Raw genomic sequence first — 13470 nt, forward strand, 5'->3', positions numbered from 1 at the left:
TACGTGTGTGAAGTCTGATCAGCCGCGCAGGACGCGCTCGGTGATGCTCTTGCCGCCGCGGCCGATGGCGAGGAGACCCGACTGCGCGATCTCCTTGATGCCGAACGGCTCGAGGGCGCGGAGCAGGGCGTCGACCTTGCCCCGATCGCCGGTGACCTCGATCACCAGCGCATCGGACGCGTAGTCCACGACAGAAGCGCGGAACAGGTTCGCGACCTCGATGACGTTCGACCTGTTCGCGTTGTCGGTGCGGACTTTGACGAGCATGTGCTCCCGCTGCACCGAGGTCGGGAAGTCGAGCTCCACGATCTTGATGACGTTGATCAGCTTGTTGAGCTGCTTGGTCACCTGTTCCAGAGGAAGATCCTCGAGGTCGACGACGACGGTGATGCGCGAGATGCCAGGCACCTCGGTCACACCCACCGCGAGCGAGTCGATGTTGAATCCGCGGCGTGCGAACAGACCCGCGACACGGGTCAGCAGACCGGGGGTGTTCTCCACGAGGAGGCTCAGCACGTGAGTCGACATGGTCAGTCCTCCTCGTCGAAAGCGGGCGCGTGCTCGCGGGCGTACTGGACGTAGCTGTTGCTCACGCCCTGGGGAACCATCGGCCACACCATCGAGTCGGCGCTGACGACGAAGTCGATGACGACGGGGCGGTCGTTCGTCTCGAGTGCGAGCTTGATCGCCGCGTCCACCTCCTCCTCCTTCTCCACGCGGATCGCGAGGCAGCCATAGGCCTCGGCGAGCTTCACGAAGTCGGGGATGCGCACGGTGCCGTGGCCCGTGTTCAGGTCGGTGTTCGAGTGGCGGCCGTCGTAGAACAGCGTCTGCCACTGGCGCACCATGCCCAGCGAGGAGTTGTTGATGATCGCGACCTTGATCGGGATGTTGTTGATCGTGCAGGTGGCGAGTTCCTGATTCGTCATCTGGAAGCATCCGTCGCCATCGATCGCCCACACCACGCGATCGGGCTCGGCGACCTTGGCGCCCATGGCTGCGGGGACGGAGTAACCCATCGTGCCCGCACCGCCGGAGTTCAACCAGGCGTTGGGTCGCTCGTACTTGATGAACTGCGCGGCCCACATCTGGTGTTGTCCGACGCCCGCGGCATAGATGCCCTCGGGGCCGGTCAGCTCGCCGATCCTCTGGATCACGTACTGCGGCGCGAGCAGGCCGTCGGTGGTCGGCGCGTATCCGAGAGGGAACTCGGTGCGCAGCCCGTCGAGGTACGACCACCACTCCTCCGTGTCGGGGGTCGTCGTGCTGACGGCCGTGCGGAACGCGGACTCGAGATCCACCAGGACGTCGCGGACGTCACCGACGATCGGCACATCGGCTGTGCGGATCTTCGAGATCTCCGCCGGATCGATGTCGACGTGCACGACCTTGGCGTTCGGTGCGAAGAGTGCGGCCTTGCCGGTCACACGGTCGTCGAACCTCGCGCCGAGCGACACGATCAGGTCGGCCTCCTGCAGCGCCAGCACCGCGGGAACGGTGCCGTGCATGCCCGGCATGCCCAGGTGCTGCTGGTGCGAGTCGGGGAACGCGCCGCGAGCCATGAGGGTCGTCACGACCGGTGCGTTCGTCGTCTCGGCCAGAGCGAGCAGCTCGGCCGACGCACGACCGCGGATCACACCGCCTCCGACGTAGAGCACCGGCTTCTTGGCCTCGGCCAGGAGCGCAGCGGCCGCCTGGATCTGCTTGCCGTGGGCCTTCGTGACGGGTCGGTACCCCGGCAGGTCGTACTTGGGCGGCCACACGAACGGCGCCATGGCCTGCTGGGCGTCCTTGGTGATGTCGACGAGCACCGGACCGGGACGGCCCGTCGATGCGATCTCGTATGCCGCGGCGATGGCACCGGGGATCTCTGACGCGTCCTTCACGAGGAACGAGTGCTTGGTCACCGGCATCGTGATGCCGACGATGTCGGCTTCCTGGAACGCGTCCGTGCCCATCAGGGTCGAGAACACCTGACCGGTGATCGCGAGCAGCGGCACCGAATCCATGTAGGCGTCCGCGATCGCGGTCACGAGGTTGGTGGCACCGGGACCGGAGGTCGCGATGCAGACGCCGACCTTGCCCGACGAGGAGGCATAGCCCTCGGCAGCGTGGCCTGCTCCCTGCTCGTGTCGCACCAGGATGTGCCGGAGCTCGGCGGCGTCCATAAGCGGGTCGTAGACGGGCAGGATCGCGCCACCGGGAAGACCGAAGACGTCCCTGACGCCGAGGAGCTCGAGCGTGCGGACCACGGCCTCGGCTCCGGATATCTCGGGTGCGGCGGACTTGGGTGCGGGCGGCCTCGGCACAGCCGAGACGGTGTCAGCAGTCATGACACTCCTTCTGATGGTCTGTTGGCGACGTCGGAGGCGGGAAGCCGGAGCCGACGTGGATCAGCCGGTCGTCGCGCCCTCGGCGGCGGACCGCACGAGACGCGAGTACTTGGCAAGAACGCCACGGGTATAGCGCGGGGGTAGCGGCTCCCAGCCAGAACGGCGGGAGGCGAGCTCCGCCTCGTCGACGAGTAGGTCGAGAGAGCGAGCTGCGATATCGACCCGTATCAGATCACCATCGCGCACGAAGGCGATGGGACCTGCGTCCACCGCTTCGGGTGCTATGTGGCCGATGCACAGGCCGGTTGTGCCGCCTGAGAATCGTCCGTCAGTCAAGAGTAGTACATCTTTTCCGAGCCCCGCGCCCTTGATGGCCGCGGTGATCGCGAGCATCTCACGCATACCCGGTCCGCCCTTCGGGCCCTCGTAGCGGATCACGATGACGGTGCCCGCCTCGATCTCGCCGTTGGCGACGGCGTCCATGGCGGCACGCTCGCGCTCGAACACACGGGCGGAGCCCTCGAACACGGCGGCGTCGAAGCCCGCGGTCTTCACGACCGCGCCCTCGGGGGCGAGCGACCCGTGCAGGATCGTCAGGCCGCCGGTCGCGTGGATCGGGTTGTCGAACGTGTGGATGACCTCGCCGTCGATGGGCTGCGGGTCGAGGTCCGCGAGGTTCTCGGCCAGCGTCTTGCCTGTCACGGTGAGCGCGTCTCCGTGCAGCAGACCCTCGTCGAGCATCGCCTTCATGATCACCGGGATGCCGCCGTGGCGGTCGACATCGTTCATGACGTACTTGCCGAACGGCTTCATGTCTGCGACGTGCGGCACCTTGTCGCCGATGCGGTTGAAGTCGTGCAGGCTCAGCTCGACTTCGGCCTCTCGCGCGATCGCGAGCAGGTGCAGCACGACATTCGTCGAACCGCCGAGGGCCATCGCAAGGGCGATCGCGTTCTCGAACGCCTCTTTGGTGAGGATGTCACGGGTCGTGATGCCCTGACGGAGCAGGTTCACGACGGCCTCGCCCGAGCGGTGCGCGAAGTAGTCGCGGCGGCGATCCGCAGCGGGCGGTGCGGCCGAGCCGGGAAGGCTCAGGCCGAGGGCCTCGGCGACCGACGCCATGGTGTTGGCCGTGTACATGCCACCACAGGCGCCTTCACCCGGGGCGATCGCGCACTCGATGCGCTTGAGGTCTTCTTCGCTCATGAGACCCGCGCGGCACGCGCCGACGGCCTCGAACGAGTCGATGATCGTGACGTCCTTCTCGGTGCCGTCCGACAGCTTGACCCAACCGGGTGCGATCGAGCCGGCGTAGAGGAAGACGCTGGAGAGGTCGAGGCGTGCGCTGGCCATGAGCATGCCGGGGATGGACTTGTCGCAGCCTGCGAGCAGCACCGATCCGTCGAGACGCTCAGCCATCATGACCGTCTCGACCGAGTCGGCGATGACCTCGCGCGACACCAGCGAGAAGTGCATGCCCTCGTGGCCCATCGAGATTCCGTCGGACACCGAGATCGTGCCGAACTGCAGCGGGTAGCCGCCGCCCGAGTGCACCCCCTCTTTCGCACCCTGAGCGAGACGGTCCAGGCTCAGATTGCAGGGGGTGATCTCGTTCCAGCTGGAGGCGATGCCGATCTGGGGCTTGTCCCAGTCGGCGTCGCCCATGCCGACGGCACGGAGCATGCCTCGGGAGGTCGTCGCCTCGATGCCGTCGGTGACGACGCGGCTGCGGGGCTTGATGTCGATGGGCGCGCTGCTGGAGGGATCATGCGAGGACATGACGGAAGTCTATTCCCGCCGAGAGGTGCGCTCGTCCGCGAGCGCCTCCAGAAGCTGAGCCATCTCTTGTGGATTCCCCACACGGAGCACGGCGGCGCTCTCCCCCGGGCCCACCCGCACGCCCAGATCACCGTCGGTGAGCACGCGCATCGCGTCTTCATCCGTCACGTCATCGCCCGCGAACAGGATTCCGGTCGCGTCGAAGTGCTCGCGGAGGGCCGCCATGGCGGCATCCTTGCCCTCGTTCCTCGACGAGAACTCGAGCACGCGGTGCCCGGCACGCCGACGCCAGTGCGGGAACCGCTCGGCCACGAGAGCGTCGATCTCGGCGAACACCGCCTTCTCGACCTCGGGCGTGGCAGTGCGCGTGTGCACGCCCATCCCGAAGGTCTTGGGCTCGAGCTCGGCACCCTCGTAACGATCGATGATCGGTCGCGCAGCCTCCCACAGCTCCTCACGGGACCCCTCAGCGGTCTCGGCACCGTCGGTCGGGGCATCGCCGACTCCCGGGTACCAGTACTGGGCGCCGTGCGAACCGGCCAGAGCGATCAGCGAATCGTCCGTGTGCTCGGTGATAACCCTCAGGTCGTGCATGCTTCGCCCCGACACGTAGGCGACCACTGTGTCTGGCAGGGCAGCGAGCCGAGCGACCTGAGTCGCGACCTCTGGGAGAGCGCGCGCGGCCATCGGGTCAGGGACGAGCGGAGACGCCGTGCCGTCGAAGTCCAGGGCGACGACCAGCCTGGGCGTGGCTGCGATGGCGCTCAGCGCCGGGTCTGCTTCTCCGGGGGTCCAGCTACGGGTCACAGGGTCTCCAATCGAGGCGGTGTCCTCCCAGTATGACCCGGCGGATCAGCGTCGGCGGACGTCAGCGAGCGCGCGGAGGAACGACGACGACCAGGCGTTCACGTCGTTCTCCAGCACGCGGCGCCGCAGGGACCGCATCCGCTTGCCCTGCTCGGCCGGCGTCATGGCGACCGCCGTCATGATCGCGTCCTTCAGCCCGGCGATGTCATGAGGGTTGACCCGCACCGCCTGTCGCAGCTCATCGGCGGCACCCGTGAACTCGCTCAGCACGAGCACCCCGCGGTTGTCGGCCCGGGTCGCCACGTATTCCTTCGCCACGAGGTTCATGCCATCGCGCAGGGCGGTCACGAGCATGACGTCGGCGGCCAGGTACAGCGCGACCATCTCCTCGCGCGGATAGCCCTGGTGCAGATACCGGATCGCCGTGTGGCCCATCGTGTCGTGATCGCCGTTGATGCGGCCGACCGCCAGCTCGATCTCGTCTCGAAGGTGCACGTAGGCATCGACGCGCTCACGGCTCGGGCTCGCCACCTGCACGAACGTGACGTCGTCGACACTCAGCTGCCCGTCTTCGAGCAGCTCGCCGTAGGCCTTGATGCGGTGCCGGATGCCCTTCGTGTAGTCCAGCCGGTCGACGCCGAGCAGGATCTTCTTGGGATTGCCGAGGCTCGCTCGGATCTCGGCTGCCCGCGCCCTCACCTCGGGGCGGGCTGCGAGTTCGAGATACGGAGCCGTGTCGATGGAGATCGGGAAGGCCCTGGCGACCGCAGTGCGGGTGCCTCCGTCGTCCGTCGGGATCGCCACGGCCGACCCCTTGACCTCGTAGCGGAGGCGACGGCGCACGGCAGTCAGGAAGTACGTGGCGTCCTGCGCACGCTGGAATCCGATGACGTCGGCGCCGAGCAGTCCCTTGAGCACCTGATCGCGCCAGGGCAGCTGCGCGTAGAGACCGTGCGCCGGGAACGGGATGTGATGGAAATACCCGATCGTGACGTCGGGCCTCAGCTCCCGGATCATCTGCGGCACGAGCTGCAGCTGATAGTCGTGCACCCACACCGTGCCGTCGGGTGCGACGACGTCGGCAGCGGCCTCAGCGAACCGACGGTTGACCTTGACATACGCCTCCCACCATTCGCGGTGGTACTGCGGGGGCGCGATGACATCGTGGTACAGCGGCCAGATCGTGTCGTTGGCGAAGCCCTCGTAGTAGTCGGCGACCTCTTCGGCGCTGAGCGGCACGGGGATCAGGTCGATGCCGTTGATCTCGAATCGGTCCAGCTCGATGTCAGGCTGTCCCGGCCATCCCACCCAGGCACCGCGCGCGCTGCGCATCATCGGCTCGAGAGCCGCGACCAGACCGCCCGGGGAGGTCCGCCACTCCTCGTCTCCGTCAGGACCCACGACCCGGTCGACGGGAAGTCGGTTGGCGACGACGACGAAATCTGCGACTGACATTGGTGAGTGCTCCTGACGATGCAGTGGGGTTGCTCCTCAGGCTACAGAAGCTCAGACCGAGGCTACGCGAGGTCCGGTCGCACTGAGGTGCCAATTGACAAGGGCGGAAGCGAACGCTACGCCGGCGGCGATGATCGGCAGGACGAGGGCGCTGCCCGTTCCCACGCTCTCGGCGAGCTCCCCTGCCACGGCCGCTCCGAGGGACTGGCCGACGACGATCCCCGAGCCGAGCATCGTCATCACGGTGGCCGAGCGGCCGAGCGGACTGCGCGCAGCGCCGAAGCTGTACTGCGTCACCAGGGTCGGTCCGATTCCGATGCCCATGATCGCCAGTGCGATCATCATCATCGCGGGCGAGTCGACGAGGAGCAGCAGCAGGCTGCCCGCAAGCAGGATGCCGGAGAACATCAACCAGCGAGCGCGCAGCGAGAAGCGCACCGGCAGCCACGCGACGCCGAGGGCGAGGATCGCCGAGCCGACGCCCATGACACCGTAGAGGAGCCCTGCCTGCTCAGGGGCGCCTCGATCGGCCATGAAGGATGTGAGCGCCGTGAGCATCGTGCCGAAGAACATCCCCACTCCGAGGATGCCGATGACGACGATCAGCAGACGCGCACTGAAGAGCTCCGACACCGACGACGGTGCCCTGCCGTGCTCATCTCGGTGCACGGAGACGGCACGCGCACTCGGGTGCAGGGCGAATGCGCCGACGAACACCACCGTGAGCGCAGCCGCACCGATGAGCGGGGCCCACGGCGCGATCGCCGACGCGAGGATGCCGACGATGAAGGGCCCGAACACGAACACGGTCTCGTCGGCGGCGGACTCGTACGCCATGGTTCCCGAGACGGTGCGGGTGCGGAGGGACTCCGGCATCCGGTCGGCGATCATCGTGACGAGTCTGGATCGTGACATCGGGGCGACCTGCGGGGCCGTCGCGCCGATGCCGAAGGCGGAGATCAGCACGAGAGCGTCCGCTCCCCCGGTGTAGACGACGACGGTGAACAGCACCAGCATCGCCCCGTTGGCGATCGCCAGGATCAGCAGCACCATGCGCTGGCCGAAACGGTCGGCCGCGGCGCCCAGCAGGGGACCGAAGCACGCCGTGCCCAGGCCGACGGCTGCGGAGGTGAGACCGCCGAGCGAGAGCGAGCCTCGCGCCGAGACGACGACGGTGAGGACTCCGACGACCATCATCGCGAACGGCAGTCGGGCGATGAACGCGATGATGAAGTACGGCAGGCCCGCGATGCGGAGCAGTCCAGGTGCCTCCGGCGTCGGGGTCGGCGTCGGGGCGTGGTTCTGAGGGCTGGGAGTTGCGTGTGTCATGGGCTCTCGCGCGTCCGCAGACGCGGGGTCGGGTGCCGCCGCTGTCCGCCGGAAAGCCGGCGGCCGGTAGATACACGGATTGCGGCCGCGGACCAGCCGCGACTCCCCCATCGTACCGCGCGCGGCAGAACGGCGTCCGAGTACCTTACGCTCATCGCAGCTTCGCCTGACAGAATCCGGCCCCGATTGTCAAGGCTGAGCGCGGCCTGGCCAACGGAAGGTAGCGTGAGGGCATGAACTACCTCTCGGGAACCGGACTCCTCGGCGCCATCATGACGGGAACCACCCTTCTTCGCGGCTCCCGCGACACGCGGCTCACGTGGCGATCCGCTCTCGCGTGGGTGAGCTGGGGCATCAGTCTGGCCCTCGCCATCGGAGCAGTCATCGACACGCGCCGCGCGAAGCAGGGACGACCGGTCTCGCCGGACTCGCCCGTCTACGCGAAGCAGCAGAGGGAGCACGAGAAGGAAGCGAAGAAGGAGTCGAAGGGCATCAAGCCCCTCAAGCGCTGACTCGCCTCAGCGGGTGAGGATCAGCGCCTCGCCCTGTCCTCCGCCACCGCACAGCCCGACGGCAGCGGTGCCCGAACCGCGGCGCGCGAGCTCATGCGCGACGTGCACGACGAGCCGCGTGCCGGATGCTCCGATCGGATGACCGATCGCGATGCCGCCGCCGTGGATGTTGACGACGTCGCTGCTCAGACCGAGCTCGACCTGAGACCGTGCGACCACCGCTCCGAACGCCTCGTTGATCTCGACGACATCGAGGTCTGCGGGTGTGATGCCCTGCTTCTCGCACGCGCGTTCGATCGCCCGCGCGGGCTGGGCCTGCAGCGAGTTGTCCGGCCCTGCGGTCTGCCCGCTCGCGCCGACGGTCACGAGCACCGGCCAGCCTCTGGTCGCCGCCGTGGCGCGGGTGGTCACGACGACCGCCGACGCTCCGTCGGAGATCTGAGACGAATTGCCGGCCGTGATCGAGCCGCCCTCGGCGAACGCCGGCCGAAGGCCCGCGAGCGACTCGACGGTCGTGTCAGGCCTGATGCCCTCATCGGCGGTGACGAGCAACGGCTCACCCCGGCGCTGGGGAACGGCGACGGACACGATCTCGTCGTCGAACACGCCGGCGGTCTGAGCCGCCGAGGCACGCTGATGCGACAGCGACGCCACCTCGTCCTGAGCCGCGCGCGTCAGCTCATAGCGGGCGTTGTGGCGCTCGGTGGACGCGCCCATGCTCTCTTTGTCGTACGCGTCGGTGAGGCCGTCGTGGGCCATGTGATCGAGCACCTCGACGCTGCCGTACGTCCAGCCGTCCCGCGACCCCATGAGCAGGTGCGGGGCCCTGGTCATCGATTCCATCCCGGCCGCGACGACGACCTCCGCGTCTCCCGTCCGGATCATCCGAGCCGCGTCGATGATCGCAGTGAGACCCGAGAGGCACACCTTGTTCACGGAGTGGGCGGGAACGTCCCAGCCGATGCCGGCTCCGATCGCCGCCTGTCTCGCGGCGTTCTGTCCGGAGCCAGCCGCGAGGACCTGGCCGACGATCACGGCGTCCACGTCCGAGGGATCGATGGATCCCTGTTCGAGGGCACCTCGGATCGCGAATGCGCCGAGCTCCGGTGCGCTGAAGCTCGCCAGCTGTCCCTTGAGGCGACCCTGGGGAGTGCGCGCCGCGGCGACGATCACGACGTCCGCGTCGCTCAAGTGGTCTTGGGCGGTCATCTTCGCCCCTCCGTTCTGTGCGTTCATCTGTCGTGCAGCTCTTCGGGGATCGTGAGTGCCGGCTCCGTCGCCGCCACGACCTGCTCCACCGTCACGCCCGGTGCGAGCTCGACGAGGGCGAGACCTTCCGGTGTGACGTCGATCACCGCCAGGTCGGTGATGATCCTATCGACCACCTGACGGCCGGTCAGGGGAAGCGAGCAGTCGTGCACGATCTTCGCCGATCCGTCCTTCGCGACGTGCTCCATCAGCACGATGACGCGCGCGGCACCGTGGACGAGATCCATCGCGCCGCCCGGGCCTTTCACCATCTTTCCGGGGATCATCCAGTTCGCAAGGTCTCCGCTCGCGGACACCTGCATCGCGCCGAGGATCGCTGCGTCGATCTTTCCGCCCCGGATCATCCCGAAGCTCATCGCGGAGTCGAAGTACGCAGCACCCGGCAGGACGGTGACCGTCTCCTTGCCTGCGTTGATCAGGTCGGGATCCACCGCATCCTCGTGCGGGTAAGGCCCGACTCCGAGGATGCCGTTCTCCGACTGCAGCACGACGGTGATGCCCTCCGGCACGTGGTTCGGCACGAGCGTGGGCAGCCCGATGCCGAGGTTGACGTAGGAGCCGTCCCGCAGCTCTGCGGCAGCGCGAGCGGCCATCTCATCGCGTGTGAGCGCCATGTCAGACTCCTTCCGGCGTGACGGTTCGACGTTCGATGCGCTTCGGGATGTCGGTGCCGACCTCGACGACACGGTGCACGAAGACACCCGGCAGATGGACGCGGTCCGGATCCAGCTCGCCCGGTTCGACGAGCTGCTCCACCTGCGCGATGCAGATTCGTGCGGCCATCGCCGCGAGCGGGTTGAAGTTTCGGGCCGCCTTGTTGAAGATCAGATTCCCGTGTCTGTCCCCCGCCAGCGCATGAACCAGCGCGAAATCGGTGGTGATCGCCTCTTCGAGCACATACTCACGTGGTCCTTCCGCGGTGTCGAAGGTGCGAACATCCTTCGCCGGAGACGCCACCGCGGTGCTGCCGTCGGGGTTGTAGCGTCGCGGGAGTCCACCTTCGGCGACCTGCGTGCCGACGCCGGTCTGGGTGAAGAACGCGGCGATCCCAGCCCCTCCCGCCCTGAGCTTCTCGGCGAGCGTTCCCTGCGGGGTCAGCTCGAGTTCGAGTTCGCCGGAGAGGAACTGCCGCTCGAACTCCTTGTTCTCCCCGACGTACGACGAGGTCATCTTGCGGATGCGGCGGGCCGCGAGCAGGATGCCGAGCCCCCAGTCGTCCACTCCGCAGTTGTTGCTCACGATGCTGAGCCCGCTCGTGCCCTGAGCGAGGAGCGCCTCGATCAGCGCGATCGGGTTTCCGGAGAGCCCGAAGCCCCCGACGGCGAGGGACGCACCGTCCTCGATGTCTGCGACCGCTTCTGCGGCGCTCGCCCACTGCTTGTCGATCACGCTTGCTCCTTCGAAAGGCATACCTGTTCAGCATCCGCTCCTGGTCGCCTGAGTGAAAGGCGCATGTTGCCATGTGGTCGCATCGGGGCGTAGCGTCCACATTATGGAATCGAACGTCGTCGTTCCGGGAGCGCAGGCGATCGCTCGCGCCGCGAAGCTCCTCCGACTCGTCACCGCCAGCGGGCACGAGGGCGCGTCACTGCAGGATCTCGCCCGCTCCGCTGACCTGTCCCGCTCGACCACCCATCGACTCCTGTCCGCGCTCCGGGCGGAAGGGCTGGTCGACCGCGAAGAGTCCAGCACGCGCTGGATGCCCGGGCCGGAGCTCTTCCTCATGGGATCCGTGGCTGCCGCGCGCTACGATGTGACCGCACTCGCCAGGGACATCGTCCGTTCCCTCGCGGTGAGGACTGAGGAGAGCGCCTTCCTCTCGGTGCGCAGGGCCGACGAGACGGTCTGCCTGCTCCGCGAGGAAGGGTCATTTCCGATCCGGTCCTTCGTGCTGAGCGAGGGAGTCCGGTTCCCGCTCGGAGTGGCAAGCGCTGGCCTCGCCATCCTGGCCTTCCTGCCTGACCACGATGTGGACGCCTATCTCGACCGTCATCCCGAGCTGGAGAGCACCTGGGGTCGCCAGCACAGCACCCGACCTCTGAGAACTCGCCTGAGCGAGACCAAGGAGCGGGGCTACGCGGTGAATCCAGGACTCATCGTCGAAGGCAGTTGGGGACTCGGCGCGGCCGTGTTCGATCGCTCCGGACGACCGGAATGGGCTCTGAGTCTGACCGGTGTCGGATTCCGCTTCGGCCCCGATCGCATCGGCGACCTCGGCAGGACACTCCTCGCCCACGCGCACCAGCTCTCAGCGCGGATCGCCGGCGCCCGACGCTGACTCGGAATCATTACATACCTTCTGTTATATACTTGTTGGTATGAATCGTCAGGATGTCATCCCCTCGCTCGTGCTCTCCGGGTATGCGCTCGGCCGGATCGCCGCACAGGACGCCGGCAATGACGCACCTGCCGCGCAGTGGCGGGTGCTGAGTCTGCTCGAGCAGTCCGGGCCGAGACGGGTCGGAGAGCTAGCGGCAGCCGCACGCACGACCCAGCCCGGGATGACCCGGCTCATCGGGAATCTCGAGCGCGAGGGATTGGTCCTCCGGTCCCCCGTCGCCGAGGACTCCCGCGCGACAGCCGTCGCCATCACTGCGGCCGGCTCCCGCGCACTGCAGGCGTGGCGCGAGGAGTTCCGAGACACGCTCGCTCCGCGCTTCGCCGACCTCGATGCCGACGAGTGGGGAATCCTGACACGCGCCGCCGAGATCCTCGCGGCACACACCATCACCGACTCGACAGGAGCAGCAGAGTGAACACCCCCGCCACCTCAGTGTGGAAGCAACCGGCCCAGGTCTGGGCCGTCGCCTTCGCGTGCGTCGTCGCCTTCATGGGAATCGGCCTGGTCGACCCGATCCTCCCGGCGATCGCGGAGTCGCTCCAGGCGACCCCGTTCCAGACCGAGCTCCTGTTCACGAGCTACCTCGCGGTCACCGGACTCGCGATGCTCGTCACCAGCTGGATCTCGAGCCGCATCGGCGCCAAGAAGACCCTGCTGATCGGACTGGCCCTCATCGTCGTGTTCGCCCTCTTCTGCGCGCTCAGCGGCAGCGTCGACGCGGTCATCGGCTTCCGCGCGGGGTGGGGACTCGGCAATGCGCTCTTCATCTCGACCGCATTGGCGACGATCGTCGGTTCGGCCGCAGGGGGCAGCTCCGCGGCCATCATCCTGTATGAGGCGGCTCTCGGCCTCGGCATCGCGATCGGCCCGCTCCTCGGGGGCCTCCTGGGCGAACAGAGCTGGCGCGCACCGTTCTTCGGCGTCGTGGCGCTGATGGCCATCGCGTTCCTCGCCGTCCTCGTGCTGCTGCGCGGGCCGGGCGAGAAGCGCACCCCCGTGCCGTTCTCGGCGCCCTTCAAGGCCCTCGGCAACCCCGCGCTCGCGGTGCTGGCGACTGCGGCGTTCTTCTACAACATCGGGTTCTTCATCCTGCTCGCCTTCTCGCCGTTCCCACTGGGCTTCGGGGCGATGGGGATCGGCTTCACCTTCTTCGGCTGGGGCATCGCGCTCGCCGTGACGAGCGTGTGGGTCGCACCGCTGCTGATGCGAAGGATGTCACGCACGCGTGTCCTCCTCACGGTCCTCCCGCTTCTCGCGGTCGATCTGATCGTCGCCGGGCTCTTGGTCGAGTCGGCAGTCGCCCTCGTCGTCTGCATCGTGGTCGGCGGGCTGCTCCTCGGCGTGATGAACACCGTGCTCACGGAAGCGGTCATGGAGGCGACGGATCTGCCCCGCTCGGTGGCCTCGTCGGCGTACTCCTCGGTGCGGTTCCTCGGCGGAGCCATCGCTCCGCCGCTCGCGGCAGCTCTGTGGCACGCATTCGATGCGACGGTCCCCTACCTCGTGGCAGGCATCGCGGTGCTCGTCGCCGCTCTGACCGTCTTCCTCGGGCGCAGGATCCTCGCACACATCGACGACGAGCCGGATGACGCCGCCGTCGAAGACGCAGAGGCCATCCTGCTGGGCGACGCCGCCTGAGACTCGC

Annotated in this window: 13 protein-coding genes; 4 read left to right on the forward strand and 9 right to left on the reverse strand. The window is 67.8% G+C overall.

The window, feature by feature from the left end; all coding sequences use genetic code 11:
• Nucleotides 1-18 precede the first annotated feature (18 nt).
• Genes ilvN through ACIP5T_RS03930 form a run of 6 tightly spaced genes read right to left on the reverse strand, consistent with a single transcriptional unit; the run spans nt 19 to nt 7703 of the window.
• The gene (ilvN, locus tag ACIP5T_RS03905; RefSeq protein WP_400785880.1) at nt 19-528 is read right to left on the reverse strand and encodes an acetolactate synthase small subunit; all 510 of its coding nucleotides are present in this window, start codon (nt 526-528) and stop codon (nt 19-21) included.
• Nucleotides 529-530: 2 nt separating this feature from the next.
• Nucleotides 531-2333, reverse strand: coding sequence for an acetolactate synthase large subunit (locus ACIP5T_RS03910; protein WP_400860733.1), 1803 nt, complete (start codon nt 2331-2333; stop codon nt 531-533).
• 60 nt (nt 2334-2393) lie between these two features.
• On the reverse strand, nt 2394-4112 hold the full coding sequence (ilvD, locus tag ACIP5T_RS03915) for a dihydroxy-acid dehydratase (RefSeq protein WP_311257481.1): 1719 nt from the start codon (nt 4110-4112) through the stop codon (nt 2394-2396).
• A gap of 9 nt (nt 4113-4121) precedes the next feature.
• Nucleotides 4122-4919, reverse strand: coding sequence for a trehalose-phosphatase (otsB, locus tag ACIP5T_RS03920; protein WP_400860734.1), 798 nt, complete (start codon nt 4917-4919; stop codon nt 4122-4124).
• 45 nt (nt 4920-4964) lie between these two features.
• Nucleotides 4965-6374, reverse strand: a complete 1410-nt coding sequence (locus tag ACIP5T_RS03925; protein ID WP_400860735.1) for a trehalose-6-phosphate synthase — start codon at nt 6372-6374, stop codon at nt 4965-4967.
• A gap of 51 nt (nt 6375-6425) precedes the next feature.
• Complete coding sequence (locus ACIP5T_RS03930; protein WP_400860737.1) at nt 6426-7703, reverse strand: MFS transporter; 1278 nt, start codon at nt 7701-7703, stop codon at nt 6426-6428.
• A 233-nt stretch (nt 7704-7936) separates the two neighbouring features.
• Here ACIP5T_RS03930 and ACIP5T_RS03935 point away from each other — a divergent pair, with 233 nt between their 5' ends.
• Nucleotides 7937-8215 carry a hypothetical protein gene (locus ACIP5T_RS03935; protein ID WP_140036887.1) on the forward strand — a complete coding sequence of 93 codons (279 nt, stop codon included), beginning with the start codon at nt 7937-7939 and terminating at the stop codon, nt 8213-8215.
• A gap of 6 nt (nt 8216-8221) precedes the next feature.
• On the opposite strand, the gene ACIP5T_RS03940 is transcribed toward ACIP5T_RS03935, so the two are convergent.
• The 3 genes from ACIP5T_RS03940 to ACIP5T_RS03950 are packed head-to-tail and all read right to left on the reverse strand — an operon-like array spanning nt 8222 to nt 10873.
• Nucleotides 8222-9424: an acetyl-CoA C-acetyltransferase gene (locus tag ACIP5T_RS03940; protein ID WP_400860739.1), complete on the reverse strand. Its 1203-nt coding sequence runs from the start codon at nt 9422-9424 to the stop codon at nt 8222-8224.
• Nucleotides 9425-9447: 23 nt separating this feature from the next.
• A complete protein-coding gene (locus ACIP5T_RS03945; protein ID WP_400860741.1) occupies nt 9448-10098 on the reverse strand; it encodes a CoA transferase subunit B in 651 nt (216 codons plus the stop codon).
• Nucleotide 10099: 1 nt separating this feature from the next.
• Complete coding sequence (locus ACIP5T_RS03950; protein ID WP_400860743.1) at nt 10100-10873, reverse strand: CoA transferase subunit A; 774 nt, start codon at nt 10871-10873, stop codon at nt 10100-10102.
• 103 nt (nt 10874-10976) lie between these two features.
• Between ACIP5T_RS03950 and ACIP5T_RS03955 the strand changes: the two genes are divergently transcribed.
• Genes ACIP5T_RS03955 through ACIP5T_RS03965 form a run of 3 tightly spaced genes read left to right on the forward strand, consistent with a single transcriptional unit; the run spans nt 10977 to nt 13463 of the window.
• Nucleotides 10977-11762 (forward strand): IclR family transcriptional regulator, encoded by a 786-nt coding sequence (locus ACIP5T_RS03955; RefSeq protein ID WP_400860745.1) that lies wholly within the window; start codon nt 10977-10979, stop codon nt 11760-11762.
• A gap of 40 nt (nt 11763-11802) precedes the next feature.
• The gene (locus ACIP5T_RS03960) at nt 11803-12240 is read left to right on the forward strand and encodes a MarR family winged helix-turn-helix transcriptional regulator (protein WP_400860748.1); all 438 of its coding nucleotides are present in this window, start codon (nt 11803-11805) and stop codon (nt 12238-12240) included.
• Nucleotides 12237-13463 carry an MFS transporter gene (locus tag ACIP5T_RS03965; protein ID WP_400860750.1) on the forward strand — a complete coding sequence of 409 codons (1227 nt, stop codon included), beginning with the start codon at nt 12237-12239 and terminating at the stop codon, nt 13461-13463. Before ACIP5T_RS03960 ends, ACIP5T_RS03965 begins: the two co-directional genes overlap by 4 nt.
• Nucleotides 13464-13470 lie beyond the last annotated feature (7 nt).

Source organism: Microbacterium sp. NPDC088619 (genome assembly GCF_044752825.1).
Lineage (GTDB): Bacteria > Actinomycetota > Actinomycetes > Actinomycetales > Microbacteriaceae > Microbacterium.